This is a genomic window from Algimonas porphyrae, assembly GCF_041429795.1.
Taxonomy (GTDB): domain Bacteria; phylum Pseudomonadota; class Alphaproteobacteria; order Caulobacterales; family Maricaulaceae; genus Litorimonas; species Litorimonas porphyrae.
Genome location: NZ_CP163424.1, coordinates 2,596,431 through 2,616,898 on the forward strand (window position 1 = coordinate 2,596,431; position 20,468 = coordinate 2,616,898).

The 20,468-nt window shown below is 59.2% G+C and carries 13 protein-coding genes; 7 read left to right on the top strand and 6 right to left on the bottom strand.

Features of this window, described 5'->3' with window-relative positions; translation table 11 throughout:
- Positions 1–31 precede the first annotated feature (31 nt).
- Positions 32–472, bottom strand: coding sequence for an RNA polymerase-binding protein DksA (gene dksA, locus AB6B39_RS12670; RefSeq protein WP_284373643.1), 441 nt, complete (start codon positions 470–472; stop codon positions 32–34).
- A 279-nt stretch (positions 473–751) separates the two neighbouring features.
- On the opposite strand from dksA, the gene AB6B39_RS12675 reads away from it, so the two are divergent.
- Positions 752–1,594: an AAA family ATPase gene (locus AB6B39_RS12675; protein ID WP_284373645.1), complete on the top strand. Its 843-nt coding sequence runs from the start codon at positions 752–754 to the stop codon at positions 1,592–1,594.
- A gap of 268 nt (positions 1,595–1,862) precedes the next feature.
- Complete coding sequence (locus AB6B39_RS12680) at positions 1,863–3,056, top strand: glycine C-acetyltransferase (protein WP_284373647.1); 1,194 nt, start codon at positions 1,863–1,865, stop codon at positions 3,054–3,056.
- Positions 3,057–3,061: 5 nt separating this feature from the next.
- Here the strand turns inward: AB6B39_RS12680 and AB6B39_RS12685 are convergent, their stop codons facing one another.
- Together AB6B39_RS12685 and AB6B39_RS12690 are read right to left on the bottom strand one after the other, a co-directional pair.
- Positions 3,062–4,486, bottom strand: coding sequence for an ATP-binding protein (locus AB6B39_RS12685; protein ID WP_284373648.1), 1,425 nt, complete (start codon positions 4,484–4,486; stop codon positions 3,062–3,064).
- A gap of 461 nt (positions 4,487–4,947) precedes the next feature.
- Positions 4,948–5,988, bottom strand: a complete 1,041-nt coding sequence (locus tag AB6B39_RS12690; protein WP_284373650.1) for an FUSC family protein — start codon at positions 5,986–5,988, stop codon at positions 4,948–4,950.
- A gap of 122 nt (positions 5,989–6,110) precedes the next feature.
- On the opposite strand from AB6B39_RS12690, the gene AB6B39_RS12695 reads away from it, so the two are divergent.
- The 3 genes from AB6B39_RS12695 (at position 6,111) to AB6B39_RS12705 (ending at position 10,409) form a co-directional block, all read left to right on the top strand.
- Entirely contained in the window at positions 6,111–7,697 is a 1,587-nt protein-coding gene (locus AB6B39_RS12695; protein ID WP_284373652.1) for an AMP-binding protein, read from the top strand.
- 134 nt (positions 7,698–7,831) lie between these two features.
- Entirely contained in the window at positions 7,832–9,382 is a 1,551-nt protein-coding gene (locus AB6B39_RS12700; RefSeq protein WP_284373655.1) for an MFS transporter, read from the top strand.
- A gap of 13 nt (positions 9,383–9,395) precedes the next feature.
- Positions 9,396–10,409 carry a LacI family DNA-binding transcriptional regulator gene (locus tag AB6B39_RS12705; RefSeq protein ID WP_284373657.1) on the top strand — a complete coding sequence of 338 codons (1,014 nt, stop codon included), beginning with the start codon at positions 9,396–9,398 and terminating at the stop codon, positions 10,407–10,409.
- A gap of 3 nt (positions 10,410–10,412) precedes the next feature.
- On the opposite strand, the gene AB6B39_RS12710 is transcribed toward AB6B39_RS12705, so the two are convergent.
- Positions 10,413–12,023, bottom strand: coding sequence for an alpha-amylase family glycosyl hydrolase (locus tag AB6B39_RS12710; protein WP_348520203.1), 1,611 nt, complete (start codon positions 12,021–12,023; stop codon positions 10,413–10,415).
- Positions 12,024–12,070: 47 nt separating this feature from the next.
- Positions 12,071–14,107 carry an alpha-amylase family glycosyl hydrolase gene (locus AB6B39_RS12715; protein WP_284373662.1) on the bottom strand — a complete coding sequence of 679 codons (2,037 nt, stop codon included), beginning with the start codon at positions 14,105–14,107 and terminating at the stop codon, positions 12,071–12,073.
- Positions 14,108–14,459: 352 nt separating this feature from the next.
- Between AB6B39_RS12715 and AB6B39_RS12720 the strand changes: the two genes are divergently transcribed.
- Complete coding sequence (locus tag AB6B39_RS12720; protein WP_284373664.1) at positions 14,460–17,219, top strand: TonB-dependent receptor; 2,760 nt, start codon at positions 14,460–14,462, stop codon at positions 17,217–17,219.
- Positions 17,220–17,324: 105 nt separating this feature from the next.
- A complete protein-coding gene (locus AB6B39_RS12725; RefSeq protein WP_284373666.1) occupies positions 17,325–18,830 on the top strand; it encodes a tryptophan halogenase family protein in 1,506 nt (501 codons plus the stop codon).
- Here the strand turns inward: AB6B39_RS12725 and AB6B39_RS12730 are convergent.
- Positions 18,827–20,332 (bottom strand): tryptophan halogenase family protein, encoded by a 1,506-nt coding sequence (locus tag AB6B39_RS12730; protein ID WP_284373668.1) that lies wholly within the window; start codon positions 20,330–20,332, stop codon positions 18,827–18,829. The two genes, AB6B39_RS12725 and AB6B39_RS12730, sit on opposite strands and share 4 nt — an antisense overlap.
- Positions 20,333–20,468: the final 136 nt, after the last annotated feature.

A 20,468-nucleotide genomic window follows, 5' to 3' on the forward strand; every position in this document is an offset into this window, starting at 1 on the left:
CCGGAACGCGTTCACGCGCAGCGCGGGTCGGTCAGCCGGCCCGCATCCGTTCCCCGCGCTCATGCATTTCCTGCGCTTCGAGCGACAAGGTTGCAATCGGACGGGCATCCAGACGACGCGGGCTGATCGGGTCGCCGGTTTCTTCGCAATAGCCGTATGAGCCGTCTTCGATACGAACCAGCGCCTTGTCGATCTTGCGGACCAGCTTGCGTAGACGATCCTTTGTCCTTAGCTCCAGCTGGCGGTCGGCATTATAGGTTGCGACATCTGTCGGATCGGGATGGTTTACCCGCTCGCCTTGCAGATATTCAACAGTATCCCGGGTCTGTGCCGAGATCTCTTCCTTCCAGTTCAAAAGACGGCGGCGAAAATATTCTCGCATACGGTCGTTCATGAACTTTTCGTCGTCACCCGGCACATAATTTGCCGGCACGATAACAGACTTCTTGGACGTGGATTGTGGTTTAGCCATAGTCGTTCCCCGAACAAACGAACTCATAAGACACGGACCGGTGGGCTTTGCCTCTATCGATCCATCCGCTCCTCCCTCTCGAGAGCGGCCCGGAATCACCCGGTAGCTGCGCGTTATTTCGGACGTCCTGCAATCACAAGAGGCAGGATCACAAATGACTGTGAATTTCCATCCGAAATTCAAAAACTTTAAGTCTGCGGCCCTCTTGGCCTTGCATTCGACCGTATCAATGCGAAGAGACGCACAACATCATGCACGTTCAGACTGAAGGATTCGGCCATGCGATTCGAAGGCACGAAGGATTATGTGGCCACGCAGGACCTGATGATGGCCGTCAACGCCGCCATCACGCTGGAACGCCCCCTGCTGATCAAGGGTGAACCCGGCACGGGCAAAACCGTGCTGGCCCACGAGATCGCCAAGGGACTGAACGCTCCGCTGCTGGAATGGAACATCAAGTCCACGACCAAAGCGCAGCAGGGCCTGTATGAGTATGACGCCGTGGCCCGGCTTCGCGATAGCCAGCTGGGCGATGACCGCGTCCATGACATCTCCAACTACATAAAGCGCGGCAAGATCTGGGAGGCGTTCGAGAGCGCGCAGCGCCCGATCCTGCTGATCGACGAGATCGACAAGGCCGACATCGAGTTTCCGAACGATCTTCTGCACGAGCTCGATAAGATGAGCTTCCATGTCTACGAGACGGGCGAAACCATCAGCGCCAGCCAGCGCCCGATCATCGTCATCACCTCGAACAATGAGAAGGACCTGCCGGACGCGTTTCTGCGCCGCTGCTTTTTCCACTATATCCAGTTCCCGGACGAAGAGACGATGGCCGACATCGTCGCCGTCCACTTTCCCGACCTGAAACCGCGCCTGCTGTCGGCGGCGCTCAAGCGGTTTTTCGAAGTCCGGGCCATGCCGGGACTGAAAAAGAAGCCGTCCACATCAGAGCTGCTGGATTGGCTGAAGCTGTTACTGGTCGAAGATATTGATCCGGAGACCTTGCGCGAAACCGACAAGTCCAAACTGATTCCGCCGCTGCACGGCGCACTGCTCAAGAACGAACAGGATGTGCATCTGTTCGAACGTCTGGCTTTTCTGACGCGGCGGGAGAGCTAGCTATCGTGTTGAGCGCACAAAGAAAAACGGACGCAGTGCGCCCGTCGGTCTGTTGCAGTCGTGCTCCGTTTGCTGTGGCTAAAGGCCGAGCAGCAGCGAGATGAAAAACATCAGGATGAGCAGCAGAATATTTCTGAGCAGGTCAAGCATGCGCAGTCCTTATCATAGCCGGGCGAAATGATCTAGACCATTTGACCTGCCCGGTCAGTGGACAGATGCCCCGCTGCACGTCAAAGAGCGCGCACATCCATTTTTCGAGATGAGGCCCATGTCGGACACATTCTTCAAACAGATTGCCCAGGAACTCGAACAGATCGAGGCTGACGGGCTGTATAAGCGCGAACGCATCATCACAAGCGAACAGGGCGCGGAGATAAGCCTGAAGGATGGCGACGTCCTGAACTTCTGCGCCAATAATTATCTCGGCCTGGCCGATAGCCAGGATCTGATCGCGGCAAGCGAACGGGCGCTGGTCCATCACGGCTTCGGCATGGCCAGCGTACGCTTCATCTGTGGCACGCAGGACCAGCACCGCGAGCTGGAACAAGCCCTTGCCGCCTGGCTCGGTTATGACGACACGATTCTCTATGCCGCCTGTTTCGATGCCAATGGTGGTGTGTTCGAGCCACTGCTCGGCCCTGAAGACGCGATCGTGTCGGACAGTCTCAATCATGCCTCGATCATTGACGGCATCCGCCTCTGCAAGGCCAAGCGCTATCGTTACGCCAATAACGACATGGCCGACTTGGAGGCCAAGCTCCAACAGGCGCGCGAGGACGGGGCCAGGCACATCATGATCGCGACGGACGGCGTCTTCTCCATGGACGGCACGATATGCAATCTGGAAGGCGTGGTTGCGCTCAAGAAACAGTATGACGCACTACTGATGGTCGATGATTGCCATTCGACCGGGTTCATGGGCGAACAGGGCCGCGGCACGGCCAGTCACTGCGGTGTGCAGGGCGGGGTCGATATCCTCACCGGCACGCTTGGCAAGGCGCTGGGCGGGGCGATGGGCGGCTTTACCTGCGCACGCCAGGAGGTGGTCGATATGCTGCGTCAGCGATCGCGGCCCTATCTGTTCTCCAACAGCCTCGCGCCCAATCTGGTCGGAGCCTCGCTCAAGGCCATTGAACTGGCGCAGAATGGCAACGAGCTTCGCACCCGTCTGTTCGAGAATGCGAAACGCTTTCGCGACGGCATGTCGAAGGCTGGGTTCGACCTGTTGCCGGGCGAACATCCCATCATTCCGGTCATGCTGCATGACGCGAAGCTGGCGCAGGAAATGAGCACCAGATTGCTGGATGAAGGCATTTATGTAATCGGCTTTTTCTTCCCGGTCGTGCCGAAAGGTCTGGCCCGGATCAGGACGCAGATGAGTGCCGCCCACACGCCTGAACAGATCGACCGCGCGATTGCCGCCTTCACGAAGGTCGGGCGAGAGCTCGGCGTTGTGAGCTGATCGGCCTAGGCCGCTTCGTTCCTATTCTGCTGAGCCGCCGTTTCGCTCTGCGCGGCGACCGGTAGCCTGACGGTGAAGCCGAACGTCGAGCCGACACCCGGCTGGCTGGCGGCGCCGATTTTACCGCCCATCAGCTCGACCAGTTCCTTGCAGATAGCCAGACCCAGACCGGTTCCGCCATAAGTCCGCGTCGTGCCGGAACTGGCCTGCGAGAATTTCTCGAACATTCGGCTGATCTGATCCGGTTCGATGCCAATACCCGTATCGCGTACTGTGAAAAGCAGATCGGCCGTCTGCCCATCGCACGGCCCTGTGTCGCCTTTGCGCCGCGCGCGCTGCACTGCGATCACGACATCGCCCTTTTTGGTGAACTTCATCGCATTGCCAGCCAGATTTGTCAGGATCTGACCGATCCGGACGGCGTCGCCAACAAACAGGGGCGGCAGGTCCGGATCGACATGGACCTTCACATTGACATGGGGCCTGTCCTCGCGACCGGAAATCAGCGTCGCCACCATATCGACCGTAGATCGCAAATCGAAGGCTTCGGGATGCAGTGTCATTTCGCGCGCTTCAAGCTTCGAGAAATCCAGAATATCATTGATGATGACCAGCAGGTTTTCGCCCGACGACTGAATGATATGGCCGAAGCGTTTCTGATCCTCCGTCAGACCGGATTGCAGCATCAGATCGGCCATTCCAATAATGCCGTTCATGGGTGTTCTGAGTTCGTGGCTCATACTGGCCAGAAATTCCGTCTTTGCGAGATTGGCCGCATCGGCCTCGGCTTTCGCCTTCTGCGCGTCGCGACGTTCCGCCTCCGCGATAACGCGCTGCGTATCGGCTTCGATGACCAGCGCCTCCAACTGCCGATCGCGCTGACGCAGGGACAGATGCGGCATCAGACCTGTCAGGATGAAGACTGGGACGATCGCCATCATCGAAACCGCCATATATAGCCGCCCCTCGACAACGTAATCCACGACCATCAGCCCCGTGATCGCCATGATCGCCAGCACGCAGGGTAGCGTCGCTGCGATCAGCAAGGCCTTATAACGTCCGAAAATGATCGACAGGAAGATCAATGTGCCTGTCGCATAGAGGCCGGTCACGAGGGTCAGGCCCATATCGCGCTGCAGCATACAAGCTAGAACGGGCAACATGGTGACGCACATATTGACAAAGACCGATACTAGCATGTGCCAATGGGCCGTTGCGCTTCGCATGTTCTTCTTGAAGCGCTGGAAAGTCAGAACTTCCCAAGCCGAACCGAGGCACCAGAGAACGAATATCGGTGTCGCGACAGACCATGCGACGGTCAACCCAACCACGAAACAGGTCGCGGCCCCGAGACCGATCCGGCTCCAGACTCCCTGTTTCACAGTATCGCAAAGCTCTGCGAAGCCGTGATTATAGTGTGGGACACCCATCGGATCGCCATGGCAGAAAAGTCTGAAAAAGCCCTTTAGATGCAGACGTTTTTCAGCCGCTTTTCAGAGGTTTTGAGAGGAAATTTGTAACCTTACCGACATTTTTCCGGACCGGCATCCAATGGCCGGATTCACGTCCAAGCGGCTATCTACGACCGCGCACCGAAGGCCGCGACGGAGAACGCAGATTGACCCGCCTCTGACAGATCTAGGGGATGGGACTTCGCCAAGGATGCCGACCGCCTCTAACACCGCTGCGATCCATGGCCAATGCGCCTCCTCGTGCCCGCGGCGAACAAGTCTGACATTAGTAAGGCTAACCCCAATCGGGGATCAATTTTGTGAGATAATGCGTTGTCGGCTGAGCACCGAGACTGTCACGATTATCTGGCAGCGCAGAAGCGGGTATTAAAATGTCGCGCCCGTCTGCGCGTCACATATTTCCGGCCTTAGCTTGCTCGTTAAGGCATGAGTTCACGCACCGCAGACGGTGTCTTAAGGCGGGTGTCGTCTGGCTCTGCCGCGATGTCCTGCGCCCGTTCGATGGACGACACCATTTCATTGAGTGCGAAGACGACCGAGGCCGCGCCTGCCGACCCGTCATCCGACATATCACGGTCGACCAGACTTTCTTCGACCTTATCGATCGCTTCCTTGAACGCCGTCATCGCCGTGTCGAAATCATCGCCCGCATCCAAGAGCGAGCAGATCGCCGTCTGACCGGATTCGATCAGCGATTTCCGTGAGATGATGGAATCATCGAACCGGGATAGCGGACTGTCCACGCGGTGGATCAGTACGATCGAATGATAAAGCTCGTCGACGGATTCGAACGTGTCCTTCAGAATGTCCTGCTCACGTCCCTTTGCAGCATTGGCGACATCACGCCCCGCCGTCAGGGCGGTGTGAAACCGTTGCCGCGCGTCGTCCGCCTCGTCATCGTCCCGTTCGTCCTGCAGCGCCCATTTGTAGCGGTCCGCTGCGGCATTGAGCGCCTGACGCCGATAACGCTTGGCACGTTTGGCCGCACTTTCGGGCCAGACGATCAGGCTGACCAGAATGCCGATCACGATGCCGACACCAATGGCAATCGCGCGGGTCTGGGCGACCTCGAAATCCCCGCTCGTGTCTGCCAGTGCCAAGGCCACGGCAGCGACGACGCCGTAACGCCAGTCTGGCCGGAAGCCCGCAATCACGTTCATGACGAACATCACCACCGCCAGCGCAATGATGACACTATAGGCGTTGGGCAGCAGGAACAGGCAGAGCAGGCCGATAGCACTGCCGAGCAGGGTCGACAGAAACCGCTCCCATCCTGCCGTCACCGTCTTGCCGACGCTGGGCTGGACAATCAGGACGGCGGACAGGACGCCTAGAAATTTCTCGTCGGATCCGATCACTTCGAGCGCCAGAAAACAGATCACGGCGGCGAAGGCCGATTGCAATCCCAGACGAAAAGCATCGCGCGTTTTCTGGCGATCAAAGTCGAAATTCGGCATCATGATGTAGGGTCTTCCGGCGAGACAGTTCGGGCTTGTCTAACGAAGAGACGCCGGGATTGTTGCAAATTCGTCTTCATTCCGTCATGCCGGGCTGATCCGAAAGGCAGAAGGAGGGTTGGCATTTGACGGCTTCAGTGATCAAATCCGACGCATTATCCCGGAAACGCCATCGCCGGACGCGTCGCAGCCTGATGGATGCCTTTCTCGAAGCGTGCCGAACGAATGGGCCGAAAACCGCGATCCTGGTCGACGGCGATGGGCGAAACCTGACTTATGCAGAGTTGCGCCGGGCCGCATTCGCCCTGTCCTCACCCCTGCGCAACAAGACCCAGAACGGTGAAACGGTCGGCGTCCTGCTCCCAACCGGGGCCGGGGCGGTCATCGCCCTACTGTCACTGCACGCTGCAGGGCGAACGCCGGCCATGCTGAATTTTACGGCAGGCATTCAAAACCTCAGAGCCGCCGCCGAAACGGCTCCGCTCAAGACCATCGTCACGGCCCACAAGTTCGTCGAACTCGCCGGACTGTCGTCGCTGGTCTCAGAACTCTCCGAGTTTGCGGATATTCTCTATCTTGAGGATATGCGCGAAGAGATCGGCCTGTCCGGCAAAGTGCGCGCCGTTCTCGGCCCGGTCTTTCCAAAGTTCTTTCTGCCCGCAGCTTCGCCCGACGAAACCGCCATCGTACTGTTCACATCAGGAACGGAAGGCAATCCGAAGGGCGTCGCGCTCACCCACGCCAATATCCTGTCAAATGTCGAGCAGATCGAACAGCATGTCGAGCTCGAAGAGACGGACGTCTTTTTCAACCCCCTGCCGACCTTCCATTGCTACGGGCTGACGGCGGGGACGCTGTGGCCGCTGTTTAGCGGTTACAAGGTGGTGCTCCATCCTTCGCCCTTGCAGACCAAGACGGTGGCCAAACGGATTTTCAAGACCCGCGCGACGATCCTGTTCGCGACCGACACGTTTTTGCAGCAATATATGCGCGCGAGTAATGATGGCGGACTCAATTCACTCCGCATCGCCGTTTGCGGGGCCGAACGTGTGCGCGAAGAAACGCGCAAGACCGCGGAAGACCGCTTTTCCTTCGAAGTGCTGGAAGGCTACGGCGTCACGGAATGCGCGCCCGTGCTGGCGGCCAATCAGCCCGGCGATATCCGCAACGGCACGATCGGCAAGATGCTGCCAGGCATCGAAACGCGGCTGGAGCCCGTGGAAGGCCTACAGGAAGGCGGACGCCTCTGGGTGCGCGGGCCGAACATCATGAAAGGCTATATCAAGCCGGACAACCCCGGTCAGGTGACGCCCCTCGACGATGGCTGGCATGATACAGGCGACGTGGTGTCAGTCGATGAGGAAGGTTATTTCGTCATTCGCGGACGGATCAAGCGCTTTGCCAAGATTGGCGGGGAAATGGTCTCCCTCACCGTGGTCGAGAATTGCGCCTCCGCCGTCTGGCCAGATCATATGCACGCTGCGGCGATCGTGCCCGACCCGCGCAAGGGCGAACAGATCATCCTCGTCACCGACTATCCGGATGCCAAACGGCAGGACCTTCTGCGCTGGGCGCAGACACATGGCGTTCCCGAAATCGCCGTGCCGAAGAAAATCCTGTCGGTCGACAGCCTGCCCGTTCTGGGGACGGGTAAGCTCGACTATCTAACGGTCACCCGGATGGCCAAGGACGCGCTCGGCCTTGTGAGCTAGCCGCCGCACCTTATCTATTGCGCCTGATTAAGCCCGGTATATCGTGATCGGCGCTTGCGGGTTGATGAAAATAATTGCATGATCTTCGCAAAGAATTGCGTCCACAAGCGGGGCGCGGTCAAAGGGGGATCACTATGACGACGCCAGCCTATGACGGCACTGTCACGCCGGGCGCAGCAGGATTGAAGCCCAACCTGCCCATTCTGTCGATCATCAATATGGCGGTCGGCTTTTTCGGACTACAGATCGGCTTTGCCCTGCAGAATGCCAATGCGTCGCGCATATTCTCGACGTTGGGATCGGACGCGGACAAGCTCGCCTTGTTCTGGCTGGCCGGTCCGGTGACGGGCCTGATCGTGCAGCCGATCGTCGGCTATCTGTCGGACCGGACCTGGAACCGGTTCGGGCGACGGCGTCCTTACTTTCTGCTCGGTGCATTGCTGGCGAGCTTCGCCCTCCTCTTCATGCCGAACAGTCCGGCGCTCTGGATCGCGGCCAGCTCGCTCTGGATACTGGACGCGTCGCTCAACATTTCCATGGAACCATTCCGGGCGTTTGTCGGCGACAATCTGAACACGAAACAGCGCACGCTCGGCTACGCCATTCAGGGCTTCTTTATCGGCGCGGGTGGTTATGTTGGCTCCAAGCTGCCGGAATGGGCAACGAATTTTCTCGGCGCCGCAAACACGGCGGACGCCAATATCGTTCCGGACTCTGTCAAGATCGCCTTTCTGGCTGGCGCGGCCATCCTGTTCGCCAGCGTCCTCTACACTGTCCTGACATCGAAGGAATATGATCCCGACACGCTGCACGCTTTCGAAGCGGCAGACACGAGCGCACTCGGCGCGGCGCGGCAGGCTGACCGCCCTGTGCCGGCGCCGAACTGGTTTCAAATGCGTGGCCTTGTCGCGATCGCGATTGGCGTTGGACTGCTGGCGCTTGTGCTATCCGGCGCGGCGGAACGGCAGCTCAGCGTTTTTGCCGCGCTTGTCCTGGGGCTTGGCCTCCTGCTTGTCTTCAACGCGCTGCGACTGCGGGCCAGCCGTTGGCCCGGCATGGTTGGATCCCTGATGGACGATCTGGCGACTATGCCGACGTTGATGAAACGTCTGGCGCTCGTCCAGTTCACCAGCTGGTTCGCCTTCTTCACGCTTTGGGTCTATCTCAACTCCGCCGTTACCAGCCACCATTTTGGCACGACCGACCCCACCTCCGAAGCCTTCGGCGCAGGGTCGCTGGCGGTAAACAATATCTTTGCGATCTACAGTCTGGTAGCATGGGGCTTCTCGCTGCTGATCCCGCTCGGCACGAAAGCGATCGGTCTCAAGCCTTTCTATGGGGCGTCATTGATAACGGGCGGTCTGGCCTTCATTTCGATCTGGCTGTTCCCGCCAAGCCTGTTCTGGGTCTCGGCCATCGGCATCGGCATCGTCTGGGCCTGTGTGCTAACCCTGCCCTATGCATTGCTGGCCGATGCCCTGCCTGCCAACCGGATGGGCACATATATGGGCATCTTCAACTATTTCATTGTAATCCCGCAATTAGTCGTTGGCACGATCATGGGAACCGTGCTCACCACATTCCTGGGTGGCGAGACGATTCTGACGCTGGTCGTCGCTGGCAGTGTGATGATGCTCGGTGCCCTGTTGCTGATCTTCGTGCCTTACGAAAAACCACTCGATTAGGAAGCTGACAGTCATGGCCAAGAAAGTCCGGCTGGAAGATATTGCCCAGGAAGCCGGCGTGTCGATCGCGACCGTCTCCCGCGCCCTGTCGGACAATCCCGCCGTCAGTGACAAGACCAAGCGCCGTATCTGGGATCTGGCCCGCCGTCAGGGCTATAATATCCGCAGCCAGCTCGGCAGCGGCGCGAATGTTGCCAATCGCCTGTCCGTGATCATTCCGAAACCGCAGGGCCGCAATGGGTGGATGCTGGACCCGTTCTTTCAGGGCCTGCTGGGCGGGATCGGCGAAGCCGCCAGAAGTCTGCGCTGCGACTATGTCGTCTCGCATGCCGATCCGCAAAACTATGACGACCTGTCGCGCCTGCTCGACAATTCGCGGGCCTCGGGCATCATCTTTCTCGGACAGAGCTTCCTGCATGAACGGCTAAATCGTCTTGTCGGCCACCCTATGAAATTCATCGTTTGGGGCGGTCAGTTGCCGGACCAGTCCTACGCGTCGGTCGGATCGGACAATCTCAGAGGCGGCGAAATGGCTGCGGCCCATCTGGCGCGCCTCGGTCGGACCCGCATCGCTTTTTTCGGTGATACGGACGCACCCGAAATTAATCAGCGCTATCAGGGCTACCGCCGCGCCCTTGAACGGTTCGGGATCAGCCCTGATCCGGATTTGGTCTTTCCGGCCCATTTCGAAATCGAAAGCGCGGCCAATTCAACTCATGCACTGATCTCGCGCGGGACGGCCTTCGATGCCGTGGTCTGCGCGTCAGACCTCATCGCCATCGGTGTGATCCGGGCCTTGCGTGAACAGGGCCGGTCCGTGCCGCAGGACGTCTCGGTCGTCGGCTATGATGATATTCAGCTGGCCCGCTATATCGAACCGCCGCTGACGACGATTGGACAGGATCTGACGCTGGCCGGACGGTTGCTGGTCATGAAACTGCTCAATGCCGATGAACCCGGCGATTTGCGGTCCGAACGCCTGCCGACCGAACTGATTCAGCGCGAGAGCTGCGGCGCTCTGGCCTAGCCCCTAGCTGCTCAGCGGCGAAACGAAGGCCGAATAGGCTGACACCATACCGTTTTCAGGGCGGTCTCCGACGCAGAGCTCCGCAGCGGTCTCACCGTCATAAGGCAGAGACGTCGCACCCAGATTGAACACGCAGCGCCGACGCCGTCCATCCAGCAAGCGATCGAACACCAGCAGCTCCCCCTCTCCGTCGAACCGGATCGCCCCTTCCCGCAGGACGCGGCAGCTATTTCTCAGCGCAATCGCTGCGCGGTAGGTGTTCAGAACGCTTTCAGGATCGCGCACCTGATGGGCGACGCAGGCCTGTCGGTGGTCGTCCTGGACCGGTAGCCAGGGCTTGCCTTCGGAAAAGCCAGCATGATCATTGCGCGATGCGTCCCACGGCATTGGCGTGCGTGCACCATCGCGACCGAGCGTTTCCGGCCAGTTGGTGATCGCTTCGGGGTCTTTAAGATCCTCGAAGGCGATATCGCCCTGCGTCAGACCCAGTTCTCCGCCGTTATAAATGAAAGCATTGCCGCGCAGAGCGAGCAACAGCAGAGCCAGCAGCTTTGCGTAACGGTCCGCGCTGCATGAGCCGCGCCAGCGCGACACGGCGCGCGGCGCGTCATGATTTTCGAACGCCCAGCTCGGCCAGCCCTCGCCCTCCGTTCCGGGCCATTCACGCTGCGTCTTGCGAACAAGATCGGCAGTCAGTTGATCCGCATAGAGGAAATCGAAGGCGTAAGCGGAATTCAGCCGCGCCGAACCTTGCGTGAACGCTTTCATCTCGAGCAGCGGACGCGGGCCACCCACTTCCGCAACCGTGAAATGTCGGCCACCATAGCGATCGATCGTGCTGCGGATCCGCTCGATGAAAGGCACGATTTCGGGCTGGCTCATACTATGTGTGTGACGCTGAAAATCGAACGGCCGAGTCGGGGGTCGCTTCGGGTCCGTTTCAATGGGGTTATCCGTCAGATCCCGATTGTGCATCCCGAAATTCAGCGCGTCGAGCCTGAAGCCGTCGACACCGCGATCAAGCCAGAATCGCGTTGCGGACAAGATGGCGTCCTGAACATCGCGATTGTGCAGATTCAGATCGGGCTGTTCGCGCAGGAAATTGTGCAGGTAATACTGCCCCCGCCGCGCATCCCATTCCCACGCCCCCATTCCGAAAACGGACTGCCAGTTATTGGGCGGTGTGCCATCAGGGCGCGCATCGGCCCAGACATACCAGTCCGCCTTTTCATTGTCGCGGGACCGGCGGCTCTCCTCGAACCAGGGATGCTGATCGGATGTGTGGCTGTAAACCTGATCGATGGTGACTTTCAGACCCAGCGCATGCGCTTTGGAAACCAGCGCGTCGAAATCGCCCAACGTCCCGAATATCGGATCGACGCCGCAGAAATCCGCGACATCATATCCATAATCGGCCATGGGCGAGGTGAAAAATGGCGAAATCCAGATCGCCTGCACACCCAGCGATGCAACATAGTCCAGACGCCGGGTGATGCCCGGCAGGTCACCGATGCCGTCGCCCGTCGTATCCTGAAAACTACGCGGATAGATCTGATAGATGGTCGCGCCCTTCCACCAAGGCGAAGCATCCTGTGTCGTCCGTGATGTCGTCATGTCAGTCACAGCCGCTTCCTGGACCAGAACTCCTTCCGGCGGCAAGCTCATCGAACGTGTCGCTCCGCCCGGCCATTGCCCTGACAGACGGTCAGGCTGAAAGCCGGAACCCGGACGCTGGCCGTAGCCATTGTCGATGTCGTAGTGGGGCAATCGCCGCTGAGCGCTGTAAACGCCGTCGTGTCCGGTTCGACCCGGACATTGATCAACCGCTCTGTGCCGCCCGTATTGATGACGACCAGATATTCCTGCCCCGTGACGGGGTCGAAGCGGGAAAAGGCGAACGCCGTTCCCGTCTGCGCGTCGAACTGGCGGACATTCATTCCGGCGCTGCTATCCGTATTCGTGCCGACTTCGAACAGACGGGTCTCCATCGCGCCGCGCCGGAAGGCGGCATGGGCCTGCCGAATGGCTGCCATCTCCGCAATATAGCGATAGAGCGGATGAGCCTGATCGAAATTGCTGTCCGCCGTCGTCGCGTCCGTGCCAATCAGATCATTGTCATTGTAGACAGCCGTCTGGCTAGGAAAAAGCGGTTCGCGGGCGAGTTGGTCATTGCCGTCAGAGACGAAGCCCTGCTCGTCGCCCGAATAGATCACCGGAACGCCGCGCATGAACATCATCAGGCCGTGACCCAGCTTGGTGCGCGCCAGCAACTCATCCTGGCTGATGCCCGGAATCGTCTGCTTCAGCATCCCCGAGAAGCGACCCATATCGTGATTGCCGAGGAAGGTCGGCTGGGTCATGCCGTTCCAAGTCGTCTTTCCATAGACATCGTCCAGGCGCAGCATCTTGTTCAGCCGCGCTGTCGGTTCCTGACCAGACACGACGGCAAACACGGCCGACTGGAACCCGAAGTCCAACACCTGATCGAACCCGTCCACGCGTGTGAACCGGGCCAGCGCGCCCGGATCGGGGTCATAGACCTCGCCGAACTGATAGAACCAAGGATTACCGAGCGAGGCGGCATGTTCGTTCATGGCGGGCAGGAAGTCGAGCCAGAACTCCGGATTGACATGGCGGGTCGTATCGATGCGGAACCCGTCAATTCCATAGTCCGTGATCCAGTCCTGGAAAATGTCGATCATGCCGTCGACCACGACCGGGTGGCTGGTCAGCAGATCGTCCAGCCCTGAAAAATCACCCCAGAGCGAGCTTTCGCCTGACCAGGTTGTCTCGCCCCGGTTGGAGTAATATTGCAGATCATTGAGCCAGGCCGGATGTTTGACGGCCTCCTCACCAGCCGGAATGTAGGGCGTATAGGCATAATTGGGATTGACCAGCCGAGCGAAATTCTCGGGCGTCTGGACATGTGTGGCATCGCCGAGGAAGCCGTCATTGATGGCTGGGCCATCGGGACCGCCATCGGTCGTGAAGGGATAATCGGCGATCGAGCGATATTTGCAGCCATCCGTCACCTTGTCCGGACCCGCATAGTCCGGGTCGTGACATTCACGGTAGGCGATCACGTCCGCTGTGTGGTTGGTGATGATGTCCATATAGACCTTCAGGCCGCGCGCATGGGCAGCATCGACGAAGGCTTTCAGATCCGCTTCCGTGCCCAGATGCGGATCAGGCTTGGTGAAATCCGTGATCCAGTAGCCGTGATAGCCGGAGCTTTCCTGTCCGGGGCCGCCTTGGACCGGCTTGTTCTTGAAAATCGGCCCAAGCCAGATGGCTGTCACTCCTAAGCCCTGAATATAGTCGAGTCGGCTCGTCAGGCCCTTCAGGTCGCCGCCCTGATAAAAGCCCTTGGCCGTCGGATCGAACCCGTGGTCGAGGCGCGTGCCGTTTACACCGCCCCGGTCATTCGTCGGATCGCCGTTTTCGAATCGGTCGGGCAGCATGAAATAGACGATCTCGTCCACCGGCAGACGCTCAGCACTCCGCAGCATCTCGGCTGTGATCGTGCCGGCAGGCGCTGTTGCGGCCTTATCCGTCATGGACAGGCCAGTGGCGGACTGGACATTGGCGGGGCCGGCCATGGACTGACAGGCGACGATCACCGCGCAGGACACGCTCATAAGAGTGAGACGGCTCAGAATGCGCGGCAAACGGACCCCGGGAAACAGTGAAATTGCCATGTCGATCGTTTTCCGCCCGGATTGCGAGGCGGCCTCCCCTGAAATATCGCTTCGACCCCATTAAACCTGAAAAACAGTGTCACGCAAGGATTACTGCAAATTTTTGCAACAATAATTACGCCCTTATGTGGGCTTGCGCCTCTATTTTGTCTCTGTTTAAGCTTCATTTGCCGCAATCGTGGCCATAAAGTCACAGTCGAACAGGGAATTTAGCGGCAGGCAAGAAAATTATTTGCACAATCTATGCAAATTTGTGTAGGTTTGTTCATAAGGGTCGGTGCCGGGTGCGTGCAGCGGGTCCGGTCAACAAAGATCGCGCGGCATTTCAAGCCGCGCACACGAAGGGAAAATCATGACCAAGTCGTCTACACTGGAGCACAAGCTCCTGCTGGGCGTGGCTTCACTGGCCATGCTGATGTCAGCCTCTCCTGCATTCGCTCAAGATACTGACATTCTCGATGATGAAGAAGACGTCGTTGTCTCCACAGGCATCAAATCTTCAATCGAGGAAAGCCTCAGCCTCAAGCGCAACAGCTCATCCATCGTCGAAGCCATCACGGCGGAAGACATTGGTAAGCTGCCTGACGTCTCAATCGCCGACTCACTCGCTCGCCTGCCTGGCGTTACCGCACAGCGCGTTCGCGGACGGGCGCAGCAGATCTCCATTCGTGGTCTCGGCCCGGATTTCTCCATCGCGCTGCTTAATGGCCGCGAAGTCGTCTCTGCGGGTAACAATCGCGGGATCGAGTTCGACGTCTTCCCATCCGAACTGATCGCCCAAGGTGTGGTCTATAAGACGCCCGATGCGCGTCTGGCGACGACAGGTGTTGCCGGTGCCGTCGATCTGCGCACGGTTCGCCCGCTCGACTACACCAGTCGCCAGGTTAATGTTTCGGGCAAATATGTGCTCAACGATAATGGGCAGCTCAACCCCGATTTCGCCGATGATGGCTACCGTCTGTTTGGCTCCTATATCGATCAGAACGCTGCTGGTACGCTGGGCTGGGCCATCGGTATCACCGATCAGTCCAACCCGACCCAGTATATTTCACGCGAACTGAAGACGAACCAGTTCCAGACCGCTCAGTTGGCCGACGGCACATATTATGCTGCAGACAACCCACGCTCCGGTGTCGTGTCCCGCAACTTCGAGCGCACATCCGTCGCCGGCACGCTGGAATTCGAACCCGATGAAACTTTCGCGCTCGTCGTCGATGGTTTCTACTCAGACTTCTCCGACTCCGGCATCTTCCGCGGCGTCGAAACGCCCATTGCCGGCTGGTCAGGCGCAAGCCTGGTCGGGTCCACCGGCAGCGGCACATTCGTCGACACCGCCGTCTATGATCCAGTCGGCGCGATCCTGCGGACCGATACGGAAGGCGCGACGGCCGAAATCTACTCTCTCGGTGCCAACCTGTCTGTCAGCCTGTCCGAGCGTCTTCGCTTCACGACCGATGTGGCGACATCGCGCGTCGACAAGAACGATATCGATTATGAAAGCTATGCGGGCACGGCCTTCCAGGCCCTGTTCGGGCCCCGTAACAATGATCCGGGCATTCGCGGCGCGCTGGCTTACACGACGCCAAGCTCGGGCGAGTACACAATCAACAGCGAAATCGACTATTCCAATCCGAACTCGATCGTCCTGACGGATCCGGGCGGCTGGGGCCAGGCCGGCTTTATCAAGGAGCCACAGATCGATGATGAGCTGAACCAGCTCCGCCTCGAGGCCGAGTATGACCTTGATCGCAAATTCGGCTTTATTGACGGTATCGTAGCCGGTGTCCTGGTCACAGACCGCGAGAAAAACTTCGATTCCAACGAGGCCTTCCTGCGGGTAACGGGCCGCTTCACCAATGGCGAAGCGCCACTACCGAACGTGGTTGGCGCGACGGATACGGGTTCTCTGAACCTGCCAATCGTCGCGTATGACCCGTCCAGCCTGCTGACCGACGGCACCTACTTCGTTGATCCGGCAGCGGGTGTTCAGTGGACGGTGCAGGAATCGATCACGACAGCCTACGCGCTGATGGAAATCGAAACCGATCTCGGTGCCATGCCGCTTCGGGGTAATATCGGTGTGCAGAATGTCGATGTGGAGCAAACCTCTTCGACGGCGGCAGGTGCCCTGTCCGACAGCTATAGTGACTTCCTGCCGAGCGCGAACTTCTCGCTGGAATTTTCCGATCAGACGTTCCTGCGTCTCGGCGCAGCCCGGTCCGTCACACGTCCGCGTATGGATCAGCTGCGATCTGGCGCGGCGCTGGCTCAGAACAATACGGCCTGTCCGGACACGAATGGCGACGGCGTGATTGACGCGGTCGTGCCGCAATTCTTCAATCCGAGCCAGAATCAGACCTGCTTCACCTTCAGTGGCGGTAACCCGTTCCTGCGCCCATTCGAATCGACGGCATTCGACGTCGCGGTCGAAAAGTACTTCTCTGAAGCGGGAGCGATTACCTTCGCGCTCTTCACCAAGGATGTTGCCGATTATGTCGTCAATGACTTCGAACTGATCGATGGCGGCGCCGCCGTCGCACCGTTCCTGTCTGGCACCGCAGCAACGACAGCCGGGACCTCCCTGATCGGGGTCAGCGGACCTGTGAATGTGGAATCGGCGACGCTGCAAGGCTTCGAAGCCGCACTACGCCTGCCGCTCGATGACATCTTTGCCCCGCTGCAAGGCTTCGGCATCAACGCCGCCTACACCTACACGGATAATGAGCTGGAATTCCAGGGACAGGAAATCCCGATCCCCGGCTATTCCAAGGAAACCTTCTCGGGCGAAGTTTACTACGAGCAGTCCGGCTGGCGGGCACGCGTGAATACGCGTTACCGCTCCGGCTTCCTGGCTGAAATCCAGGAGTTCGATGGCTCGCTGAACGGTCAGCAGGCCCTGTCGGAATTCATTGTCGACGCACAGATCGGCTACGAGTTCCAGGAAGGCGCGCTAGAAGGCTTTTCTATCAATCTGGAAGGGTACAACCTCACGGACGAACCATTCCGGACAGAGAATGATCTGGACGGCGGTGGTCTCGGAACGGACACATTCGTGTCCCGTCACGAGGATTATGGCCGGACATTCAACATCACGGTCGCCAAGAAGTTCTAGGCGGCCTGAATATTCAGTAACTGAGCCCGCCGGATCGCTCCGGCGGGCTTTTTCGTGCCGTCATGACGCTGTGACAGCGCGCCCGCATTTCGCTAGGCAGGGATTATGACAAACCGCTCCCACACTCCGGTCACATCCGTTGTCATCGTCGGCGGCGGCACAGCCGGGTGGATTGCAGCGGCGGCCCTGTCCAAGACGCTGGGCAAGGCGATCGACATTCGCCTGATCGAATCCGATGCGATTGGCACGGTCGGCGTTGGCGAGGCGACTATTCCGCAGATCCGCCGTCTGAACGGCATTCTCGGGATTGACGAAGCGGCGTTCGTGCGCGCCACCAACGGCTCCTTCAAGCTCGGGATCGAATTCAACAATTGGGGTCGCCGCGGCGACAGCTATCTGCACACATTCGGTGATGCTGGCATCAATCTGCAGGGCATCCCATTTCATCATTTCTGGCGACGGCACGCAAACACTGAGACCGGATCATCGCTGTGGGACTATTCGCTGCACCACCGCGCAGCCTATACGCACCGGATGGGTCAGGTCGACCGTGTCGGCCGGACCGCCATGACCGGGCTGGCCTATGCCTATCATTTCGATGCTACAGCCTATGCGCTGTTTTTGCGAAAGCTGTGCGAACCGTGGGGCGTCACCCGGACGGAAGGCAAGGTCATCGACATCGCCCTGGACGGCGAAACGGGACACGTCGCCGCGCTGACATTGGAGTCGGGCGAACGAGTCGACGGCGATCTATTCATAGACTGCACGGGCTTTCGCGGCCTTCTGATCGGCGACGCACTTGATGTCGGCTGGCAAGATTGGAGTCACTGGCTCCCCATGGACCGCGCCGTGACCGTGCCGTGCGAACGCACGGACCCGCTTCTACCCTATACGAAAGCGACCGCGCACGGGGCTGGCTGGCAATGGCGGATCCCGCTGCAGCATCGGACGGGTAATGGTCATGTTTTTGCCTCCAATTTCATGAGCGAAGACGAAGCCACGGCCATTCTACTCGACAATCTCGACGCGGCGCCGACGGCAGAACCACGCACGCTGCGGTTCAGAACCGGCCGCCGTGAACACCTGTGGCACAAGAACGTGGTCAGCCTGGGTCTTGCCTCGGGCTTTCTCGAGCCGCTGGAATCGACGTCGATCCACATCATTCAGAGCAATGTGTCGCGCCTGATCGAACTGTTTCCGGATCAGGGTTTTTCGGACGCCAATGTCGCCGAATATAACCGCGTCGTGACCCGGGAATATGACCTGATCCGTGATTTCCTGATCCTGCATTATTGCTGCACGCAGCGTGGCGATACGGCGTTCTGGCGTCACTGCGCGACGATGGCCGTTCCCGACAGTCTGGCCCACAAGATGGAGCTGTTCCGGACATCTGGCCACCTGTTCCGCGATCCGGACGATCTGTTCCGGGAAAGCAGCTGGGTCCAGGTCATGTTGGGTCAGGGCGTGCGCCCGGAAAGCTGGCACCGCCATGTCGATCAGCTGAGCGACGCGCAGCTCGCACAGTTCCTGTCCGATGTGCGCCAGCTGATCGCCAAGACGACCGATCCGCTCCCCAGTCACGCGGACTATATCCGCCAGCTGACGGGTTAGCTTCCCCGAACGCGCTGCAGATAGTCGTCATGGGTCGGCATGGCGGCGGCGGCTTCGTCGATAGCGGACCGGACCTGCCGCAGCCGCTCCGCCACCGGTATCGTGTCCCGTAATTCGGATAGGACAGGCGCCCGGTCCGGCCAGATCCCCTGCCCCAGATAGACGGCGATCCAGCTCGGATTGTTGAACAGCTCGCGTTCGTCTGAGACGATCAGGCCGTGCCGACGAAAATGCGCGATCTTGTAGGACAGGCTGTCCGGGATTGGCATGGTCCGGACATAGGTCCAGAAATCGGAATCATCGCGTTCCGTCGCGTGGTAATGCAGGATCAGAAAATCCCTGACACGTTCATATTCAGCGCGCGTCAGCGCATTATATTCACGGGCCAGCAGTGGGCTCATTCCGGCATCGGGCAGCATGGCAAGCAGGCGCATGATTCCGTACTGGATCAGGTGCAGCGACGTGCTTTCCAGCGGCTCCATGAAGCCTGCAGACAGCCCGATAGCGACGCAATTCTTCGACCAGACCTGTTTGCGCATGCCCGTCACAAAACGCAGATGTTTAGGGTCCGCCAGCGGCTTGCCATCGAGCGTGTCGAGCAGGGTCCGGGTGGCGTCTTCGGCGCTTTCATAGGCCGAACTGTAGACATGACCATTGCCCGTGCGATGTTCGAGCGGGATGCGCCATTGCCATCCGGCACGATGCGCCGTCGAGCGCGTATAAGACAGGGTCGGCCCGGACGGTTCGCAGGGGACGGCGACGGCACGGTCCATGGGCAGCCAGTGCGACCAGTCCTCATACCCGGTCGCCAATATCCCTTCGATCAGCAGACCGCGAAAGCCGGAACAGTCGATGAAGAGATCGCCGGAAAACTGGCGCCCATCCCCTGTCGCGACCGAGGTGATAAAGCCCGTTTCCGGGTCCTGAACAACGCTGTCGACGCGCCCTTCATGCCGGGTCACGCCGCGCGCTTCGGCATAGCCCCGCAGGAACTGCGCATAGGCGATGGCATCGAAATGATAGGCGTAATCATGGCGTGAGCGGATATTGCGTCCATCGCGCATGGGCGGTTCGAACTTGCCGTTCCGGGCCGCAGCCCACGCCATGCAATAATCCGAAATCTCGCCGACATCATGGCCCGCAAGATGTTCGCGCATCCAGTACTGATAGAAGGGCACCCAGTCGAACTCCGCCCCATACTGTCCAAAGGGATGGAAGTAGCTGTGCCCCTTGCGAAGCCAGTTCACGAATTCGATGCCGAGCTTATAGGATCCGTGCGTTTCGCGAATGAAGGTCGCCTCGTCGATGCCCAGGCGCTGGTTGAAGGTCCGGATCGGCGGAATGGTCGCCTCACCCACGCCGACTGTGCCGATCGCCTCGGACTCGATCAGGTCGATCCTGATCGATGATCCGACCGCATTCGACAGGGCAGCGGCCGTCATCCAGCCGGCGGACCCGCCGCCGACGATCACGATCTTTGACAAAGGCATCGTACCGGACATTCTTCCACCCTCGAATGCGAACAAAATGCAAATTATTGCACTAAAAATCGTTCTATTTCCGTAGCTTTCTAGCTTTTATCTTCCCAACAGTGCAAATTCCTGTAAAAGAATGAAAACACTATGACCCGGGGAAGAC